We start from the raw sequence: 16561 nt of genomic DNA on the forward strand, positions 1-16561 counted from the left end.
CGGCACGCTACTCGGACGGAACTAGCTGGTAGGCGTAGATGAGCGGGGCGTCCACGCTGGAGGTGCTGAGCTGTACCCTGCCCGCCGCGGGCACCTTGATTCGTGCCGTTTCGCGGCTGCCGTTGCAGGCCGCGCCCGCCTCGGTCAGCTGTTTGCCGTCGAGGGTCACGGCGAAGAACGCCTTGCCGCCGCCGTCGCAGCTCATCGTCAGGGTGTAGCTGCCGGCCGGCACGCCGGACGCGTCCTTGACGATCGGATCCCGGTTGAGGATCTTGCCCGCATCTTCCAGGACGATCCGGCTGGCCGAGGGCATGGCTGTGGCTTTCCACGCCGGGACATCGGCGGATTCAATGGAACCGGCGGGAGAACACGCCGTTGCGGCCAGCACGACGGCGGCCGCGGCAGCCGAGCCGGCGAGCGTCCGCCGGAGCATCCGGGATTCTGGAGTGCGAGGGGAACGGAAAACCATGCCTCCAACTTACCGTGTTGGAGCAGAGTCTCCGGCCGGGGCTGGGGCGCCCCGCGACTTGGCAGGCGGCCTGCCGGAGGCCCGGCCGGGCGGCCCCTTGACCTTGACGCAGCGTCAATGTTTAGAGTCGAAGTGTCGGGCGCGCCATGGCCCGCAGCGGCACCTACCGACACCAACGGAAAGAGGCATTGTGGACTGGTCCGTACAGCAGATAGCGAAAATCGCGGGCACCACGAGCCGGACCTTGCGCCACTACGACGACATCGGACTGCTCAAGCCCAGCCGGACCGGAGACAACGGCTACCGCTACTACGGCCAGGATTCGCTGGTGCGGCTGCAGCGGATCCTGCTTCTGCGCGAGCTGGGGCTCGGACTGCCGGCGATCGCCGAGGTGATCGGCCGTGAATCGGATGCCGCGACGGCGCTGGGCCGCCACCTCGAGTGGCTGGAGCAGGAACAGGACAGGCTGGCCCGGCAGATCGCCTCGGTCCGGCGAACCATTGAAGCAGTAAAAGAAAGAGGAGAGATCATGGCGGAGAAGATGTTTGACGGCTTCGACCACACCCGGTACCAGGACGAGGTGGAGGAGCGGTGGGGCAAGGACGCCTACGCGAGCGGCGACGCCTGGTGGCGCGGAATGGTAGCCAGCGAGAAAGAGGCCTGGAAGCGGCACTCCCAGCAGCTGGGCAGTGACTGGATCGCCGCAGCGCAATCGGGCGTCGGGCCGGACAGCGCCGAGGCGCAGGAGCTGGCGCGGCGCCAGGTCGAGTGGCTCACCGGCATCCCCGGCACCCCCGCGGCATCGCATGGGCCGTCGGGCGGGAACAGGGACGTCAAGGGGTACGTGACCGGCCTCGGCGAGATGTACGTGGCCGATCCCCGGTTCGCCGCGAACTATGGAGGTGCGGCCGGGGCGGCTTTCGTCCGGGATGCCCTCCGGATCTACGCGGAGAAACACCTTTAGGCCACGGGACTAAACTTGTCCGGTGACTCCCTCAGCACAGCCTTCCTCAGCGCAGACTCCCTCAACGCAGTTCACGGCCGGCATCACGCCCGATGCTCCCCGGAGCGACCTGCCGGGCCGGCTTGCGGCGCTGGCCACGGACCTTCAGGCCGTCGGCTACACGGTTGACGGCGTCGCGGCCCTGCTCGGCGGGGCCGCGCACACCGCCCTTGGCCGGGACCAGCTCATCCCGGCGCTGATCGTCACGGAGGCTGCCGCCCAGGGCGAGCCGACGACGGCGGCGCTCGCCGCCGTCGTGCGCCTGTGGCTGCTGGCCGAGCCGCAGAGTTCGAAGACGCTGGACGCCGCGCTGCCCGGCATCCGCACGGAGGGCCTGCTGGAGCTGGGCCTCGTGGAGGCGTCAGCGGAGGGCTTGGTCCAGGCCAAGGCGGACCTGCGCCCTTACGGCTGGGACGGCGAAGGCGCAGGGGACGCCGCCGCAGGGGAAGAAACCGGCAGCGGCGGAGCGGACCTCTGGGTGGCCAGCGACCTTGCGGCCCACCAGCGTCCCGGTATCCTCCGGCACGACCACGTGCTGGGCATCGGGCAGGCCTCCACTACCCTGGTGCAGGTCACCGCCCGCCGGCATGTTGCCCGGGCCCTGGATCTTGGCACCGGCTGCGGCATCCAGACCTTCCACCTCCTGCACCACGCTGACCACGTGACGGCCACCGACATTTCCGAACGCGCCCTGGCCTTCACTCGCTTCAACCTGCTGCTCAACGCCGCGGAGCTGCACGTGGACCCGGCCGATCTGGAAAACCGCGTGAGCCTCCGGCTGGGATCCCTGCTGGAACCGGTGGCAGGGGAGGAATTCGAGCTCGTGGTCTCCAATCCGCCGTTCGTCATCACGCCCAGGAGCCTTGATGAAGCCGTCACGGACCAGTTCACCTACCGCGACGGCGGCCTCGCCGGGGATGACATCGTCGCCTCGCTGGTCCGGGCCCTGCCCTCGGTCCTCGCCCCGGGCGGAACAGCCCAGCTTCTAGGCAATTGGGAGATCGCGGCCGGGACCTCATGGGCCGAACGGCCGCAAAGCTGGGCCAGTCCGGACACGGATGCGTGGTTCATCCAGCGCGAGCAGGTAGGGCCGGAGCAGTACGCCGAGACCTGGCTGCAGGACGCCTCGGAAAACCGTGACCGGCGGCTCTACCAGGTCTCCTACGCGGCATACCTGGACGATTTCGCCTCCCGCAACGTTGAGGGTATCGGCTTCGGCATGATCTGGCTGCGCCGGCCCGCGGCGGGCACAGGACCGGTGCTCTCCCGCTTCGAGGAGATCACCTATCCGATCGAACAGCCCGTCGGACCGAACCTGGGCGCCGCCGTCGAGCGGGCCGACTGGCTGGCCGCCAACGACCTGGAAGCCGCCCACCTCCTCGTGGCCGAGGACGTCACCGAAGAGCGGCACCAGCGTCCCGGTGCCGAACACCCCGGCGTCATCCTGCTACGCCAGGGCGCCGGGCTGCGACGCACCAACCTGCTGAGCACCGAGCTGGCCGGTTTCGTCTCAGCGTGCGACGGCGACCTCTCCGCCGGGCAGATCATCGGCGCCCTCGAAGCGCTTCTCGGCGGCTATGAAGGGTTCGACGCCGGGGCCTTCCGCAGCGGGCTCCTGGCCGAAGTGGGGAACCTGGTCCGCGACGGCTTCCTGCTGCCCGCCTGATACTTCGGCGGCCGCGGCCGTGGCCGTGGGGGCCCCGGCCGGGGCCGCACCCTCGTTGCCGAAGCGTGGCAGGACATATGCCGCGACGGCCAGGGCCACTAGGACTCCGCCCGCGCCGGTGACCAGGAAGCTCAGGCGCACCGGCAGCAGCGCGCCCAGCAGACCGCCCAGGGCCAGTGCGGCAATGGACACGGCCCGCGTCAGTCCGCCGATGATCGCCATCGCCTGGCCGCGGCCGCTGTCCGGAATCCGCAAGATGGCGATCGCGCCGAAGCACGCAGTCAGTACGCCGCAGGCGGTCCCCATCGCGGTGTAGGCCACGAACAAAAGCTCCACCGTCGGCACCAGGGCCATGATTCCCAGGAAGGCCGAGGCCAGGGCCATCGACAGCAGGAGCACCCGCAGCCGGGCAGGCGGCGTCCGGATCCGGCCCGCCAGTGCCGCTCCGGCCGCCATACCAAGGCCAAACGCCGCCGCCAGCAGGCCGTACTGCGTTTCGGTGGCGCCCAGCTCGCCGGGGGCCAGGAACACCTCCGGGACATTGGTCGCCTCGCCGACGGTGATGAAGAACAGCGCGCCGAGGACCAGGGCCCAGACCAGGCTGTCCCGCCGGATCAGGCGCAACCCGTTCAGCAGGGCGGGTTTCTCCGCACCGGCCCGTTCAGCAGCAGTGCCGCGGCGCGTCCCGATCAGCAGGGCGCCCACACCCATGGCCAGGTAGCAGCCGCTGGCAACGGTGAACACCAGGGCGGATCCACCCCAGCCACTGAGCAGTCCGCCGGCGGCCGGTCCGGCCATGCCGGCGATCATGATGTTCGCCTGCATGGTGCCCATCGCCCGCGGAGCGCGCTCCTCGCCCACGATCCGCGGCAGCAGCGCCTGCCAGGTCGGCCCGGCCACCGCCTGCGCCGCGTCCAGCAGGAACGTCATCGCAAAGAGCACCGGAACGTAGTTGTCCAGGTACTGCGTGCCCAGGCCCATCGCGGCGACGGCGGCGGCGCTTACAACGGAAGATGCCGTGGCCAGCGTGCGGGAGTCCCGGGTGTCCGCCAGCCGGCCCGCCCAGGGGGCCAGCAGTACCAGCGGCAGGGCCGAGCAGAGCAGGTAGGCCGCCACCAGCCAGGGCCCGGCAACCGGAGTCTGGCCGGCGGCGGCAAAGTTTTGCAGGTGCAGCATGACGCTGACGACGACGGCGCCCATGCCGGCGGTGGCGGCGAAGCGGGCGCTGCTCGCGAGGAGGAAGTCGCGGTTGCGCCAGAGCGGCTGGGCAGTCCGGGCATCCGCCGGCAACTTATGAAGTACCTGTTTCATAAATTGCAAACTACCCGCTTGCGAATTAAGATGTCAAGCATTTCTTTCATAGTTTGGCGGTGCTCGATAGACTGGCTTCGTGAATGCAGAAACCCCAATGGCGGAGTCGCCGGTTCCGCCGGCCGCCAAACGCCGGCAGCGCCCGGAAAAGAAAGTGGAAATCACTGATCCGAAGGCGATCCGGGCGCTCGCACATGCCGCCCGGCTGGAAGTCATTTCCGAGCTGTATTCCACCCAGGTGAGCCGGACTGCCACCGAACTCGCCGCGCAGACCGGCCTCACCCCGAGTGCCATGAGCTACCACCTGCGCGCCCTGCAAAAGTGGGGCATTGTGGTTCCGGCGGCCACCGCAGGCGATGCCCGGGAACGCCGCTGGAAAGCCGCGGGCACAGACTTCACCATCAAGTCCGGCGGGGGAGTGGCGAGCCCGGAGTTCGCGGTGCTGGACCTCGAGCTGGACGCCTACCGCCGCCGCGTCACCGCCTACGCCAAGACCCGGGACGAGCGGCGCCAGCGCGGCGAACCGGCCGACTCGTCCGTGGTGCTGGCCAGCAACCTGCTGTACCTGACGCCGGCCCAGCGGACCGAACTGACGGAGCGGCTCTTCGACCTCCTGCGCGACTACGAGCTGGAAGACCCCGACAGCGTGCCCGAGGGCGCGGAACGCATGGCGACCATGTGGTCCATGATCCCGGATGACCGCGGCAGGGCTCCGGCCGACAGCGCACCCGGGTCCGGCACCTGACACGCCCGGAATGAGGCCCCTCGGCTGGCCCCTCGGGTGGCCGCCCGGCCGCCACGGACGGGCGCCTCGTTACGTCCGGAAGTCACGGCGGGAAGCCCCCGATTTCCACACGGATGCGCGGGATCCCGCAAAATATGGTGAACTAGGCGGGTATGGGCGCATCTGCCCGAGCAACCTTTTTCTGTAGGAGCACCGTGCCAAGCAAGGCCAAAACCGGCAAGAAACTCGTGATCGTAGAGTCTCCCGCCAAGAGCAAGACCATCGCCAAGTACCTGGGCGAGGGCTTCATCGTCGAGGCCTCCATCGGTCACATCCGCGACCTTCCGCAGCCCTCCGAGCTCCCCGCGGAACTGAAGAAGACCCCGCTGGGCAAGTTCGCCGTCGACATTGAAAACGACTTCAAGCCCTACTATGTGGTGTCCCCGGACAAGAAGAAAAAGGTCGCCGAACTCAAGGCGCAGCTCAAAGATGCCGACGCTCTCTATCTCGCAACCGATGGGGACCGCGAGGGCGAGGCCATCGCGTGGCACCTGCTGGAAGTACTCAAGCCCAAGGTCCCGGTGTACCGGATGACCTTCGGCGAAATCACCAAGGAAGCCATCCACCGCGCCATGGATAACTTGCGCGACGTGGACCAGGACCTCGTTGACGCCCAGGAGACCCGGCGTGTGCTGGACCGCCTCTACGGCTACGAGATCTCCCCGGTGCTGTGGCGCAAGGTGGCGCGCGGGCTGTCCGCCGGCCGGGTGCAGTCCGTGGTGACCCGCATGGTGGTGGACCGTGAACGTGAGCGCATGGCGTTCAAGGCTGCCTCCTACTGGGACCTGACAGGGCAGTTCGGCGCCGGTTCAGGATCCTTCAAGGCGAAACTGGCGGCCGTTGACGGCGCCAAGGTGGCCAGCGGCCGTGACTTCAACGACGACGGCGTCCTCACCTCGCGCAACTCGGTGCACCTGAACGAGGAACTCGCCACCTCCCTGGCAGCCGGGCTGCAGGATGCCGACTTCCGCGTCCGCTCCGTCGACACCAAGCCCTACACCCGCCGCCCTGCCGCGCCCTTCACCACCTCCACCCTGCAGCAGGAAGCCGGCCGCAAGCTGCGCTTCTCCTCCAAGAGCACCATGCAGGTCGCCCAGCGCCTCTACGAAAACGGCTACATCACCTATATGCGTACGGACTCCTCCGCGCTGAGCGACGAGGCGGTCACGGCCGCCCGGCGCCAGGCGTCCGAGCTGTACGGCCCGGAATACGTGCCCCAGTCCCCGAGGGTATACACCAGCAAGGCGGCCAACGCGCAGGAAGCCCACGAGGCCATCCGCCCCGCCGGTGACTCCTTCCGCACCCCGGCCCAGGTGGCCAAGCAGCTCCGCGGTGACGAATTCCGGCTCTATGAGCTCATCTGGAAGCGCACCGTCGCCTCGCAGATGGGCGATGCCAAGGGTTCCACCGCCACCATCCGCCTCGGCGCCGTGACTGTAGGTGGCGCGGCCGATGGACGCGACGCCGAGTTCTCCGCTTCCGGCACCGTCATCACCTTCCCCGGCTTCCTGGCCGCCTATGAAGAGGGCAAGGACGAAAGCCGCGGGGATGACGAGTCCGAGGAAGCCCGCCGGCTCCCCAACGTGGCCAAGGACGATTCCCTGACCGCCTCGGAGGTCGTCGCCGTCGGCCACGAGACCTCCCCGCCGCCGCGCTTCACGGAAGCCTCGCTCACCGCGGAACTGGAAAAGAAGGGCATTGGCCGCCCGTCGACCTACGCCTCCACGATCTCCACCATCCAGGACCGGGGCTACGTCCGGAAGCAGGGTTCCGCGCTGGTCCCGAGCTGGATCGCGTTCTCCGTGATCCGGCTCCTGGAACAGCACTTTCATGACTACGTCGACTACGAGTTCACCGCCGACATGGAAGCCGACCTGGACAAAATCGCCAACGGCCAGGCAGCCGGCTCCACTTGGCTCAAGCACTTCTACTTCGGTGAGGACTCCGATCCCGGCCTGCTGAGCATCGTGAACAACCTCGGCGAGATCGACGCCCGCGAGATCAACTCCATTCCCATCACGGAGGGCATCACCCTGCGTGTCGGCAAGTTCGGCCCGTACCTGGAAAGCTCCATCGCCACGGTGGATCCGGAGACCGGAGAGGTGGTGGAATCGGCCCGCGCCAACGTCCCCGAGGACCTCGCCCCGGATGAGCTCACGGCCGCCAAGGCGATTGAACTCATGGAGACCGCGGCCCCGGAGGAGCGCGTGCTCGGCGCGGATCCGCACACCGGGCACACCGTGGTGGCCAAGAACGGCCGCTACGGCGCCTACGTCACGGAGATCATCCCGGAAATGACTGAGGAACAGCTCGCCAACCAGCCGGTGGAGTACTACAAGAACGGCAAGCCCAAGCCGCCGAAGAAGCCCGTCAAGGCCAAGCCGCGCACTGGGTCCCTGTTCGCGTCAATGGGCGTGGACACCGTCACCCTGGACGAGGCCCTGCAGCTCATGAGCCTGCCCCGGGTACTCGGCCAGGACGCCGAAGGCAACCCGATCACGGTGCAGAACGGCCGGTTCGGCCCGTACCTGAAGAAGGGCACGGATTCACGGTCCATCGGCTCGGAAGAGGAAATCTTCACCATCACGCTGGAGCAGGCGCTGGAGATCTACTCGCAGCCCAAGCAGCGCGGTGCCCGTGCCGCCGTGCCGCCACTGGCGGAATTCGGTCCGGATCCGGTCTCGGAGAAGAACATCGTGGTGAAGGAAGGCCGCTTCGGGCCGTACATCACCGACGGCATCACCAACATCACCGTGCCGCGTGACACCGCGCTGGAGGAACTGACCCGGGAACGCGCCGTCGAACTCCTCGCGGAGAAGCGCGCCAAGGGCCCGGTCAAGCGCACCAGCACCACGCGCAAGGCTCCGGCCCGCAAGGCCACCGCCAAGAAATAGCTCCAACCCTGGCCTGGCTCGCGGGCTCCGTCCCTGCTCGACGTGTGGAGACGTCGACGGCGGACGGACCCCGCGAGCCGTTGTGCACATAGCCCTTTTCCCGGCTGGTCGGCGCCCTCCGCCTACGGGAGGCTGGCACTATGAAACGCGCCGACGCCGACGCCGAGGATCCGCTGGCCGCTGTTTGGGCCGAATCCGCCGGACCGCGCCTCCCGGCCGGAACCAGCGCTCCCTCCGCCGCAGTAGTCCTTTCGCCGGCTTCCCTGCCCGCCATCCTGCCCGCTTCGGGCAATATCTGGCGGACCGAGGAGCTGCTGGATCGCGGCATCTCAGCCCGGCAGATCCGGCGGCTGTCCGACGCCGGCACCCTTTTGAAGCTCCGGCGCGGCTGCTACGTCCGGACTATTTTCTGGGCCTCGCTGGACAAGGACAGCAGTTCCCGGACCAGAATTGACGCCTACGCCCACCGGACGCTCATCTCCTCCAACGGATCGTACGTCTTCAGCCACACCTCGGCGGCCAGGCTGCATGGCCTGTACCTCTGGCAGGTGGATGACAGGATCCACCTCACGGTGCCCTTCCTGCCCTCGTCCGGCGGGCATGCCGGCGACGTCGTTGCCCACACTCGCGCGCTTCCTGCCCTGGATGTCGTCCAACTGCAGGGCTACCGGGTTACGTCCCTGGAGCGCACGGCGGTGGACTGCTGTCTCGTCCTGAACTACCGCCAAGGGCTGATCCTCATGGACCATGCCCTTCGTCTGGGTGCCGGCCGGGAGGAGCTGGAAAGGCAATGCGCCCAACTCCGGGGCGCATCCGGCGTCGGAAACCTCCGGAAGGTGCTGACTCACAGCGACGCGCGGTCCGAGTCACCGGGCGAAACCCTCACGAGGGACCTGATCCGGCGGCTGCAGCTGCCTACGCCGGAGCTACAGTTCGAAGTCCGGACCAGGCTGGGGCTCTTCCGCCTGGATTGCGCGTGGCCGGAACGACTGGTGGCCCTGGAGTTTGATGGCCGGCGCAAATACTTTGAGTATGCCCCCACCGCCGAGGCAGTATTCCAGGAGCGGCGCAGGGAAAAGGCCCTGGTCGAGCTCGGCTGGCGGGTCGTGCGGATCGAGTGGCGGGACCTGTTCAGGGAGCGGGAGTTCAAGACCAGGCTGCTTGAGGTCTTGAAACCATGAGCGGCTCGCGGGTTCCGTCCCGGCTCGGCGGGTGCACACGTCTAATACGAAAGTAGGGTTGGTCAGGCTGCGGTGGCCGGGGTGATGGTGACGTTGAAGCCGAGGCTGTTGAGCTTCTTGATGGCGTTGCTCGGCTGGCGGGTCGTGCGGATCGAGTGGCGGGACCTGTTCAGGGAGCGGGAGTTCAAGACCAGGCTGCTTGAGGTCTTGAAACCATGAGCGGCTCGCGGGTTCCGTCCCGGCTCAGCGGGTGCACACGTCTAATACGAAAGTAGGGTTGGTCAGGCTGCGGTGGCCGGGGTGATGGTGACGTTGAAGCCGAGGCTGTTGAGCTTCTTGATGGCGTTGTTTTTTGCTTTGACCGGGTCCAGGCGGGTGAAGTGGTCCGCGCCGGGGTCGGCGTAGCATTCGCCGTCGGCAAGCATGTGCCAGACCGCGCTGAGGATGGAGTGCTCCACCGCGACGATGGCTTTCATTGGTCCGCGGCGGGCGGCGATGCGCCGGTATTTGGCGGCCAGGTAGGTGTTCTTGGACCGGGACGCGGACAGGGCCGCGATGCCCAGGGCTGCCTTGAGGTATTTGTTGCCGGGCAGGATGTGGGCGGATTTGATCCGGCCGGCCGATTCGTTGGAACCGGGACAGACGCCGGTCCAGGACGCGAGCCGGCCCGGGGATTCGAAGACGGACATGTCCGCCCCGGTTTCGGCGATGATCACGTCGGCGACTTTGAGTGAGACTCCGGGGATGGTGGCCAGGAATTCCCTGGCGGCACGAAAGGGTTCCATCGCCTCCTCGATCCGCCCGGTGAGCGCGTCGATGATGCTGGACTGGGCATCGACCTGGTCCAGATGTAGCCGGGCCATGAACGCGTGATGTGCCTTGAAACGGCCCGTCAGCGCATCCACGAGCTCGGGGATTTTGGACCGGAGGGTGCCTTTGGCGAGGCCGGCGAGGACCTCGGGATCCCGTTCACCCTGATGAGGGCCTCGAGCATCGCCCGGGAGGAGACCCCGGTGAGGTCCGCGACCACGGAGGAGAGCTTGATGCCTGAGCCTTCCAGGAACTTCTCCAGGCGCTGGATTTCACGGGTCCGGTCACGGGTGGCAATCGCCCGGGCCCGGGTCAGGTCCCGCAGTTCACGGATCGGTTCCGGCGGGACAAAGGAACCGCGCAGGAGGCCGTGCGCGCCCAGCTGGGCCAGCCATGCCGCGTCGGAGACATCGGTTTTGCGGCCCGGGATGTTCCGTGCCGCTTTCTCGTTGACCAGCATCACCGGCAGGGTGTCCTCCAAAAGATAAAAGAAGGGCTTCCAGTAATCACTGGTGGCCTCCATGACGACCGTGGTGACATGCTCGCGTTCCAGGAAGTCCCGCAGCGCAAGAATCTGCGCCGTGGTCGCGCCCCAGGTAGTGACCGTGGAAGTGTAGGTCCCGGCCCGCTGCCCGGGCAGCCGGAGACAGACCTTCGCGTCGCGTTTGGAAATGTCCAAACCGGCAGCCCGCTCGTGCACGATATCCATGACTGTTCCTCCCGACACCTCGATTTCACCATGGTGGTGACTGCCGCGGGGAGGACAGGGAAAACAGAGGAATCTAACACTCGTGCTCCAAAGGCAACAATCCACGGTTCCCGTGGAAGCCCTCCGCGCCACGCTAGCCCACAGGCTCAACCACAGCACCATAGACGAACCGGCGTCCACCGTGGCAGACACCTCCATGATCTGCCCAAACCCACATCCGCGGCCAGAGCCCGAGGCGAGGCAACCGCGAACTTTCTCCCACCACGGCGCGGCAGCGACGCTGGACCGCTAGCCCGCAGGGAACCCGCGAGCGGGCCGCAGAATTGCACAGGGCTCCGGGACATGATCGAGTAGGAACATGACTGAACAGCCCGCGCCCCTGGACATGCAGCCGCTGAACGACCTCGAAGAGAAGCTCGCCCGGGGTGAGCAGCCGGACGCCAACCCGGTGGACGTCATCCTGGCCTTCCTCAACAGCGAGGTCTACGTGGTCAGCTCCGACGCCCTCGAAGGGCCCGACGCCCATGTCGAGCCGCTCGTGCTCGCGAACTCCTCTGGCCAGCCGGTCCTGGCCGTGTTCTCGCATCCGAGCCGCGTTGCCGCGCAGTACCTGACGGCCGCTCCCAACGTGCTGGGAACGCAGGGCGCCGCGATCATCGGCAACCTCGGGGACGAACTCGGCATGGTCATCAACCCGGGCGCTGCCTTCGGCTTCGAAATCGACCCGGAAGGCGTGGCCAACATCCGCCGCGACTTCAAGCCCGCCGACGAGCCGGCCGACACCCCCGACGAAGAGCCGGCCGACGTCCACGCGCAGGACGGCGACCAAGCCTGACGCCACGTGGCGGTTAGGTCAGCCGCTGCACCGGGGGAATAATGGCAGCATGCGTCTAGGCGTCCTCGACATCGGCTCCAATACTGTCCACCTCCTGCTGGTCGACGCCCACCCCGGCGCCCGCCCGGTCCCCTTCGCCTCGCACAAACGCCCCCTCTCCCTCGTGCAGTTTCTCGACGGGGACGGCAACATCAACGACGCCGGCCAGCATGAACTGATCGAATTCGTCCTCGAAGCGTGGGAATTCGCCGCCAAACACAAGGCCGACGACCTCCTCGCCTTCTGCACATCGGCCATCCGTGAAGCCACCAACGGCCCGGAAGTTCTGGCCCGGGTGAAGCATGAAACCACCGTCACGCTCCAGGAGCTGACAGGCAGCGAAGAAGCGTCCATGACGTTCTTCGCCGTCCGGCGCTGGTACGGCTGGGGCGCAGGACCCATCCTGAACCTGGACATCGGCGGCGGCTCCTTCGAAATGGCCTTCGGACAGGACGAGCTCCCGGAGCTTGCGATGTCCGTCCCGCTCGGAGCAAGCCGGCTGACCCGCGACTGGCTGCCCGAGGACCCGCCCTCGGCCAAAAGCGTGAAGGAGTTGCGCCGCTACATCCGCGCCACGCTCAAGCCCGCCGTGCGCAGCTTCGAGAAGCAGGGCCGGGCCAACCTCGTGGCGGGCACGTCCAAGACCTTCCGGTCCTTGGCCAGGATCGCCGGGGCAGCCCCCAGCGCCGCCGGCCCCTATGTCAAGCGGGAGCTGCTCGCCACGGACCTGGGGCTGTGGGCACAACGCATCTCGGCCATGGAGATCGAGGACAGGCTCCACCTTCCCGGAGTGTCCGAGGCCCGGGCGCCCCAGCTGCTGGCCGGCGCCCTGGTGGCCGAAGCGGCCTTGGAACTGTTCGAGTTCCCGGGTCTGGAAATCTGCCCGTGGGCGCTCCGCGAGGGGCTGATTCTGCGCCGCCTGGACCAGCTGGTCTTCGACGGCCCGCTCGATCCCGCACCCCATGTGACCCAGACGCCCCCGCCCGAACTGCAGTCGCCGGGGACCCGCGGGGCGGGATCCAGCGCGGTGGTTGCCCGGACTGCCTGACTTATCGCCGACCCGCCGACCGCGGAGAATGGCCGCGTGGACGGGAAGGTGTCGATCCGGAAGGATTCCGTTCGTGTAGTAGCTGAGAGGCCGGTACCGTGCCGGCTGAACCGACAAGGAGGCACCCAAAATGTCGCAGTACCTACTCAGCATTTACCAGCCGGACGGACCAGCACCGGCGCCGGAGATCTTTGAACCGATCATGCGTGACCTGGAGGCCCTCAACCGCGAGCTGAAGGCTGCCGGGGCCTGGGTCTTCGCCGCCGGGCTCCATCCGGCGGAATCCGCCACCGTGCTGCGGCCGCAGGGCGGCGAGGTCCTCATCACGGACGGGCCCTTCACGGAAGGAAAAGAGCACCTCGGCGGCTTCACGGTCATCGAAGCCGAAGACCTGGACGCGGCCCTCGGCTGGGCGCGCAAGCTGGCCAGTGCCACCACCCTTCCCGTCGAAGTGCGCCCCTTCCAGCACTAGCCGCCGGGCGGAGCCACTCCTGTGAACGACCCGGCCGTGAACGCCGATGCCTTCAACGCCCCTGGCGGCGGACCAGGCCCTGGACGGATCCCCGAGCCCGCCGCCGAGGCGCACGTCGCCCGCGTGTTCCGGCAGGAATACGGCCGTGCAGTGGCGGTCCTGACCCGGATCTTCGGCAACATCGACATCGCCGAAGACGCCGTCCAGGACGCGTTCACGGCCGCGGTCCAACGCTGGCCCTCGGCCGGCATCCCGCCCAGCCCGGCGGGCTGGATCATCACAACGGCACGCCACCGGGCCATCGACCGGCTGCGGAGGGAGGCTGCGCGCAAGGACAAGCACGCACAGGCGGCCCTGCTGCAGGCGTCCCTATCCGGCGGCGAAGCCGCGCCCGCCGCGGAGGAGTTGTTCCTGGATGAGCTGGCAGGAAATGACGAAGTGAAGGACGACACGATGAGGCTGATTTTCACGTGCTGCCACCCGGCATTGGCCACGGGCGCCCAAGTGGCCCTGACGCTGCGTCTTCTGGGCGGATTGACGACGGTGGAGATCGCCCGCGCTTTCCTGGTGCCGGAGACCACCATGGCCCAGCGTCTGGTCCGGGCTAAAGCGAAAATCCGGGATGCCAAGATCCCCTACCGGGTGCCGCAGGGCGCCGAGCTGCCGGAGCGGCTGCAATCGGTGCTGGCCGTCATCTACCTGATTTTCAACGAAGGCTACAGCCCGAGCTCCGGGGACAGCCCGGCCCGTGAGGACCTTTGCACGGAAGCCATCAGGCTTGGCCGGCTGCTGTCTACGCTGATGCCTGACGAACCGGAAGTGACGGGTCTCCTGGCCTTGATGCTGTTGATTGAGTCCCGGCGCACCGTGCGTTTCACGCCCGACGGCGGCCTGGTGCTGCTGGGTTCCCAGGACCGGACGCGCTGGGACAGCGCGATGGTCGCCGAAGGCCAGGAGCTGGTGCGTCAATGCCTGCGCCGGAACCGGCCCGGCCCCTACCAGCTTCAGGCAGCCATCAACGCCGTGCACAGCGACGCTGCGACTGCCGCGGCAACGGACTGGGGGCAGATCCTCCGGTTGTACGATCAGCTCCTGGCCGTCTCGCCCGGACCGGTGGTTGCGCTCAACCGCGCTGTTGTCCTGGGTGAGGTGGCGGGGCCGGAAGCCGCACTGGACGCGATCGAGGGCCTGGGACTGGAAAACTATTACGTCTTCCACGCCGTCCGCGCCGACTTCCTGGTGCGCCTGCGCCGCTATGCGGCGGGCGCCGCGGCCTACCGAACCGCCGTCGCCCTTGCCGGCAGTGCCGCTGAACGCCGGTTCCTGCAGGAGAGACTGCTGCAGCTGGAATCTGGAGACCGTGGCCAGGAACGGCCTTAAGCGAGAAATGCCGGGCGGTTGCAGAAGGACTTGGGGGAAGTCTGCTGCAGCCGCCCGGCGCACCGCCGGTCCCGGAGGGGCCGACTATCATCACTCGCACCTGTTGAGGCATTTCCAAAGCTATAGGCCGTTCATGGGCGCACCGGGGGATTTGCCTGTGCATTGGCTGGCAATGCGGGACGCTACCGCCGCGTCGGCCGCAGGGACGCCGTTTAACGGCGAAGGCACCGGCGCTCCGCTACGGGATAATGGGGGAATCCCGCTGCAGACCACCGGTGCCGGGCAGACATCCGCATGTCTGCCGCATCACTCGCACCCTCAATGAGGTGCCTTCCACGCTAGCGGCCGAGTTTGTGAACAGACTGCACTGAACATGTGAACTGGCTGGGAATCGCGCCGGACTGCAATGATGGGGGCATGAGCAACCGAATCGCATTCCTGGGCTGTGGGTCAATGAACGAGGCAATTCTGGGCGGCCTGATCGGGGGCGGCCACGATCCCGCGGATATAGTCGCCACCGTCCGCCGTGCCGAGCGCGCCGCCGAGCTGGCCGCACGGCATCACGGCATTACTGCCATTGCGGGCGAAGAAGAGCCGGACAACAACAGGCAGGCGGTGACGGGCTCCGACGTCGTGATCCTGGGCGTCAAGCCCGTGGGCGTCGCGGACCTGGCACGGGAGATCAGCGGTTCGCTCTCGCCGGACACGATTGTCATCAGCGTGGCCGCGGCGGTGTCGCTCCAGCAGCTGGAGGCGGCCCTTCCGGCCGGCCAGCCGGTCATCCGCACCATGCCCAACACCCCGGCGAGACTGGGCCGCGGCGTCGTCTCCCTGTCGCCGGGCACCAGCTGCTCCGCCGAACAGCTCCGGAAGGCCAAGGACATCCTGTCCGCCGTCGGCACGGTCGTCGAGGTCCCCGAAGAACAGGTGAATGCACTCTCCGCGATCAGCGGCTCGGGCCCGGCGTACGCGTTCTACCTGGCCGAGGCGATGGCGGCGGCCGGCGTCGAACTGGGCCTTGACCCGGAGCTGTCGCTGCTACTGGCGCGTGAAACCGTCGCGGGCGCAGGCTTCATGCTCGCCGAGCCCGGCGCGGATCCGACGGCGCTGCGCAAGGCGGTCACGAGCCCGAACGGAACCACCGAACGCGCCATCGTCACGTTCGACGAGCGCGGTCTGCCGGGGATCATCGCCGACGGCGCCCGCGCCGCCGCCGCACGCTCAGCGGAGATCACCAAGCAGCTCGCCTGAGGAACGTGCCCGGAAGCCCCCGGAAGTCCCCGCCGGCCCGGGGGTGCTACGGCCGCGCGGCGAACCGCTCCAGCAGGTCCACGTGGCCCGAAACAATGAGCATGTCCCGTGAGGACACCTTCGTCTCAGGCCGGGCATACGTGAAGTCCTCGCCCGGGGATTTCACGCCCACAATCGTGACGCCGTACTTGGAGCGGACCTTGGACTCGTCCAGGGTGAAGCCCACGGTCTCCCTCGGCGGGTACATCTTGACGATCGCGAAGTCGTCGTCGAACTCGATGAAGTCCAGCATCCGGCCGGACACCAGGTGCGCTGCCCGGACGCCGGCGTCCGCTTCCGGGTAGATTACGTGGTTGGCGCCGATCCGGGTCAGGATCTTGCCGTGCGAGGGCGTGATGGCCTTGACCCAGAGGTGCTCGATCCCGAGGTCCACGAGGTTGACCGTGATCAGCACGGAGGATTCGATCGAGGTCCCCACACCCACGACGGCGGAGCTGAACTCCTGCGCGCCGAGCTGGCGAAGGGCGTCGATATTGGTGGCGTCGGCTTCCACGACGTGTGTCAGGACGCTGGCCCACTTCTGGACGAGACTGCGGTCGCGTTCAATGGCGAGCACTTCGCGGCCCTGCTTGACCAGCTGCTCTGCGGTGGATGCGCCAAAACGGCCCAGCCCGATCACCAGCACGGGGGCATTGTGGGCGGGGCGGTT

The 16561-nt window shown here is 67.7% G+C and carries 13 protein-coding genes and 2 pseudogenes; 10 read left to right on the forward strand and 5 right to left on the reverse strand.

The genetic code is table 11. The features are described 5' to 3' along the window. Nucleotides 1-7 precede the first annotated feature (7 nt). Nucleotides 8-469: a hypothetical protein gene (locus ACQCSY_RS12975; protein WP_427129353.1), complete on the reverse strand. Its 462-nt coding sequence runs from the start codon at nucleotides 467-469 to the stop codon at nucleotides 8-10. A gap of 190 nt (nucleotides 470-659) precedes the next feature. Between ACQCSY_RS12975 and ACQCSY_RS12980 the strand changes: the two genes are divergently transcribed. Both ACQCSY_RS12980 and ACQCSY_RS12985 read left to right on the forward strand, forming a co-directional pair. Further along, nucleotides 660-1433: a MerR family transcriptional regulator gene (locus ACQCSY_RS12980; protein WP_427129355.1), complete on the forward strand. Its 774-nt coding sequence runs from the start codon at nucleotides 660-662 to the stop codon at nucleotides 1431-1433. Between the two features lie 22 nt (nucleotides 1434-1455). Further along, a complete protein-coding gene (locus ACQCSY_RS12985) occupies nucleotides 1456-3138 on the forward strand; it encodes a DUF7059 domain-containing protein (RefSeq protein WP_427129356.1) in 1683 nt (560 codons plus the stop codon). Nucleotides 3139-3180: 42 nt separating this feature from the next. Here ACQCSY_RS12985 and ACQCSY_RS12990 read toward each other — a convergent pair. After that, a pseudogene (locus tag ACQCSY_RS12990) lies at nucleotides 3181-4449 on the reverse strand (MFS transporter); the annotation flags it as partial. A gap of 79 nt (nucleotides 4450-4528) precedes the next feature. Between ACQCSY_RS12990 and ACQCSY_RS12995 the strand changes: the two are divergent. The 3 genes from ACQCSY_RS12995 to ACQCSY_RS13005 all read left to right on the forward strand — a co-directional run bounded on the left by ACQCSY_RS12995 (nucleotide 4529) and on the right by ACQCSY_RS13005 (nucleotide 9308). Beyond that, nucleotides 4529-5194: an ArsR/SmtB family transcription factor gene (locus tag ACQCSY_RS12995; RefSeq protein WP_427129358.1), complete on the forward strand. Its 666-nt coding sequence runs from the start codon at nucleotides 4529-4531 to the stop codon at nucleotides 5192-5194. 194 nt (nucleotides 5195-5388) lie between these two features. Beyond that, nucleotides 5389-8127, forward strand: a complete 2739-nt coding sequence (topA, locus tag ACQCSY_RS13000) for a type I DNA topoisomerase (protein ID WP_427129360.1) — start codon at nucleotides 5389-5391, stop codon at nucleotides 8125-8127. A gap of 140 nt (nucleotides 8128-8267) precedes the next feature. Beyond that, nucleotides 8268-9308, forward strand: a complete 1041-nt coding sequence (locus ACQCSY_RS13005; RefSeq protein WP_427129362.1) for a type IV toxin-antitoxin system AbiEi family antitoxin domain-containing protein — start codon at nucleotides 8268-8270, stop codon at nucleotides 9306-9308. A 62-nt stretch (nucleotides 9309-9370) separates the two neighbouring features. Here the strand turns inward: ACQCSY_RS13005 and ACQCSY_RS13010 are convergent, their stop codons facing one another. Together ACQCSY_RS13010 and ACQCSY_RS13015 are read right to left on the reverse strand one after the other, a co-directional pair. Continuing rightward, nucleotides 9371-9496 (reverse strand): hypothetical protein, encoded by a 126-nt coding sequence (locus tag ACQCSY_RS13010; protein ID WP_427129364.1) that lies wholly within the window; start codon nucleotides 9494-9496, stop codon nucleotides 9371-9373. Between the two features lie 93 nt (nucleotides 9497-9589). Further along, a pseudogene (locus ACQCSY_RS13015) lies at nucleotides 9590-10827 on the reverse strand (IS110 family transposase). A 358-nt stretch (nucleotides 10828-11185) separates the two neighbouring features. Here ACQCSY_RS13015 and ACQCSY_RS13020 point away from each other — a divergent pair. The 5 genes from ACQCSY_RS13020 (at nucleotide 11186) to proC (ending at nucleotide 15852) form a co-directional block, all read left to right on the forward strand. Continuing rightward, nucleotides 11186-11662: an SseB family protein gene (locus ACQCSY_RS13020; protein WP_427129365.1), complete on the forward strand. Its 477-nt coding sequence runs from the start codon at nucleotides 11186-11188 to the stop codon at nucleotides 11660-11662. Nucleotides 11663-11711: 49 nt separating this feature from the next. Then, a complete protein-coding gene (locus ACQCSY_RS13025; RefSeq protein WP_427129367.1) occupies nucleotides 11712-12749 on the forward strand; it encodes a Ppx/GppA phosphatase family protein in 1038 nt (345 codons plus the stop codon). 130 nt (nucleotides 12750-12879) lie between these two features. Further along, complete coding sequence (locus tag ACQCSY_RS13030) at nucleotides 12880-13221, forward strand: YciI family protein (RefSeq protein ID WP_427129368.1); 342 nt, start codon at nucleotides 12880-12882, stop codon at nucleotides 13219-13221. Between the two features lie 87 nt (nucleotides 13222-13308). Continuing rightward, nucleotides 13309-14601, forward strand: a complete 1293-nt coding sequence (locus ACQCSY_RS13035) for an RNA polymerase sigma factor (RefSeq protein WP_427135817.1) — start codon at nucleotides 13309-13311, stop codon at nucleotides 14599-14601. 417 nt (nucleotides 14602-15018) lie between these two features. After that, nucleotides 15019-15852 carry a pyrroline-5-carboxylate reductase gene (proC, locus tag ACQCSY_RS13040; protein WP_427129370.1) on the forward strand — a complete coding sequence of 278 codons (834 nt, stop codon included), beginning with the start codon at nucleotides 15019-15021 and terminating at the stop codon, nucleotides 15850-15852. A 46-nt stretch (nucleotides 15853-15898) separates the two neighbouring features. Here the strand turns inward: proC and ACQCSY_RS13045 are convergent, their stop codons facing one another. After that, nucleotides 15899-16537 (reverse strand): potassium channel family protein, encoded by a 639-nt coding sequence (locus ACQCSY_RS13045; protein WP_028277721.1) that lies wholly within the window; start codon nucleotides 16535-16537, stop codon nucleotides 15899-15901. Nucleotides 16538-16561 lie beyond the last annotated feature (24 nt).

It is taken from the genome of Pseudarthrobacter sp. S9 (assembly GCF_050156545.1).
Classification (GTDB): domain Bacteria; phylum Actinomycetota; class Actinomycetes; order Actinomycetales; family Micrococcaceae; genus Arthrobacter.

Excerpts from the sequence above, each read along its gene's own strand:
- ACQCSY_RS13030 (WP_427129368.1), top strand. The coding sequence starts at position 12,880 with ATGTCGCAGTACCTACTCAGCATTTACCAGCCGGACGGACCAGCACCG.
- ACQCSY_RS13005 (WP_427129362.1), top strand. The coding sequence starts at position 8,268 with ATGAAACGCGCCGACGCCGACGCCGAGGATCCGCTGGCCGCTGTTTGG.
- proC (WP_427129370.1), top strand. The coding sequence starts at position 15,019 with ATGAGCAACCGAATCGCATTCCTGGGCTGTGGGTCAATGAACGAGGCA.
- ACQCSY_RS13020 (WP_427129365.1), top strand. The coding sequence starts at position 11,186 with ATGACTGAACAGCCCGCGCCCCTGGACATGCAGCCGCTGAACGACCTC.
- ACQCSY_RS13025 (WP_427129367.1), top strand. The coding sequence starts at position 11,712 with ATGCGTCTAGGCGTCCTCGACATCGGCTCCAATACTGTCCACCTCCTG.
- ACQCSY_RS12975 (WP_427129353.1), bottom strand. The coding sequence starts at position 469 with ATGGTTTTCCGTTCCCCTCGCACTCCAGAATCCCGGATGCTCCGGCGG.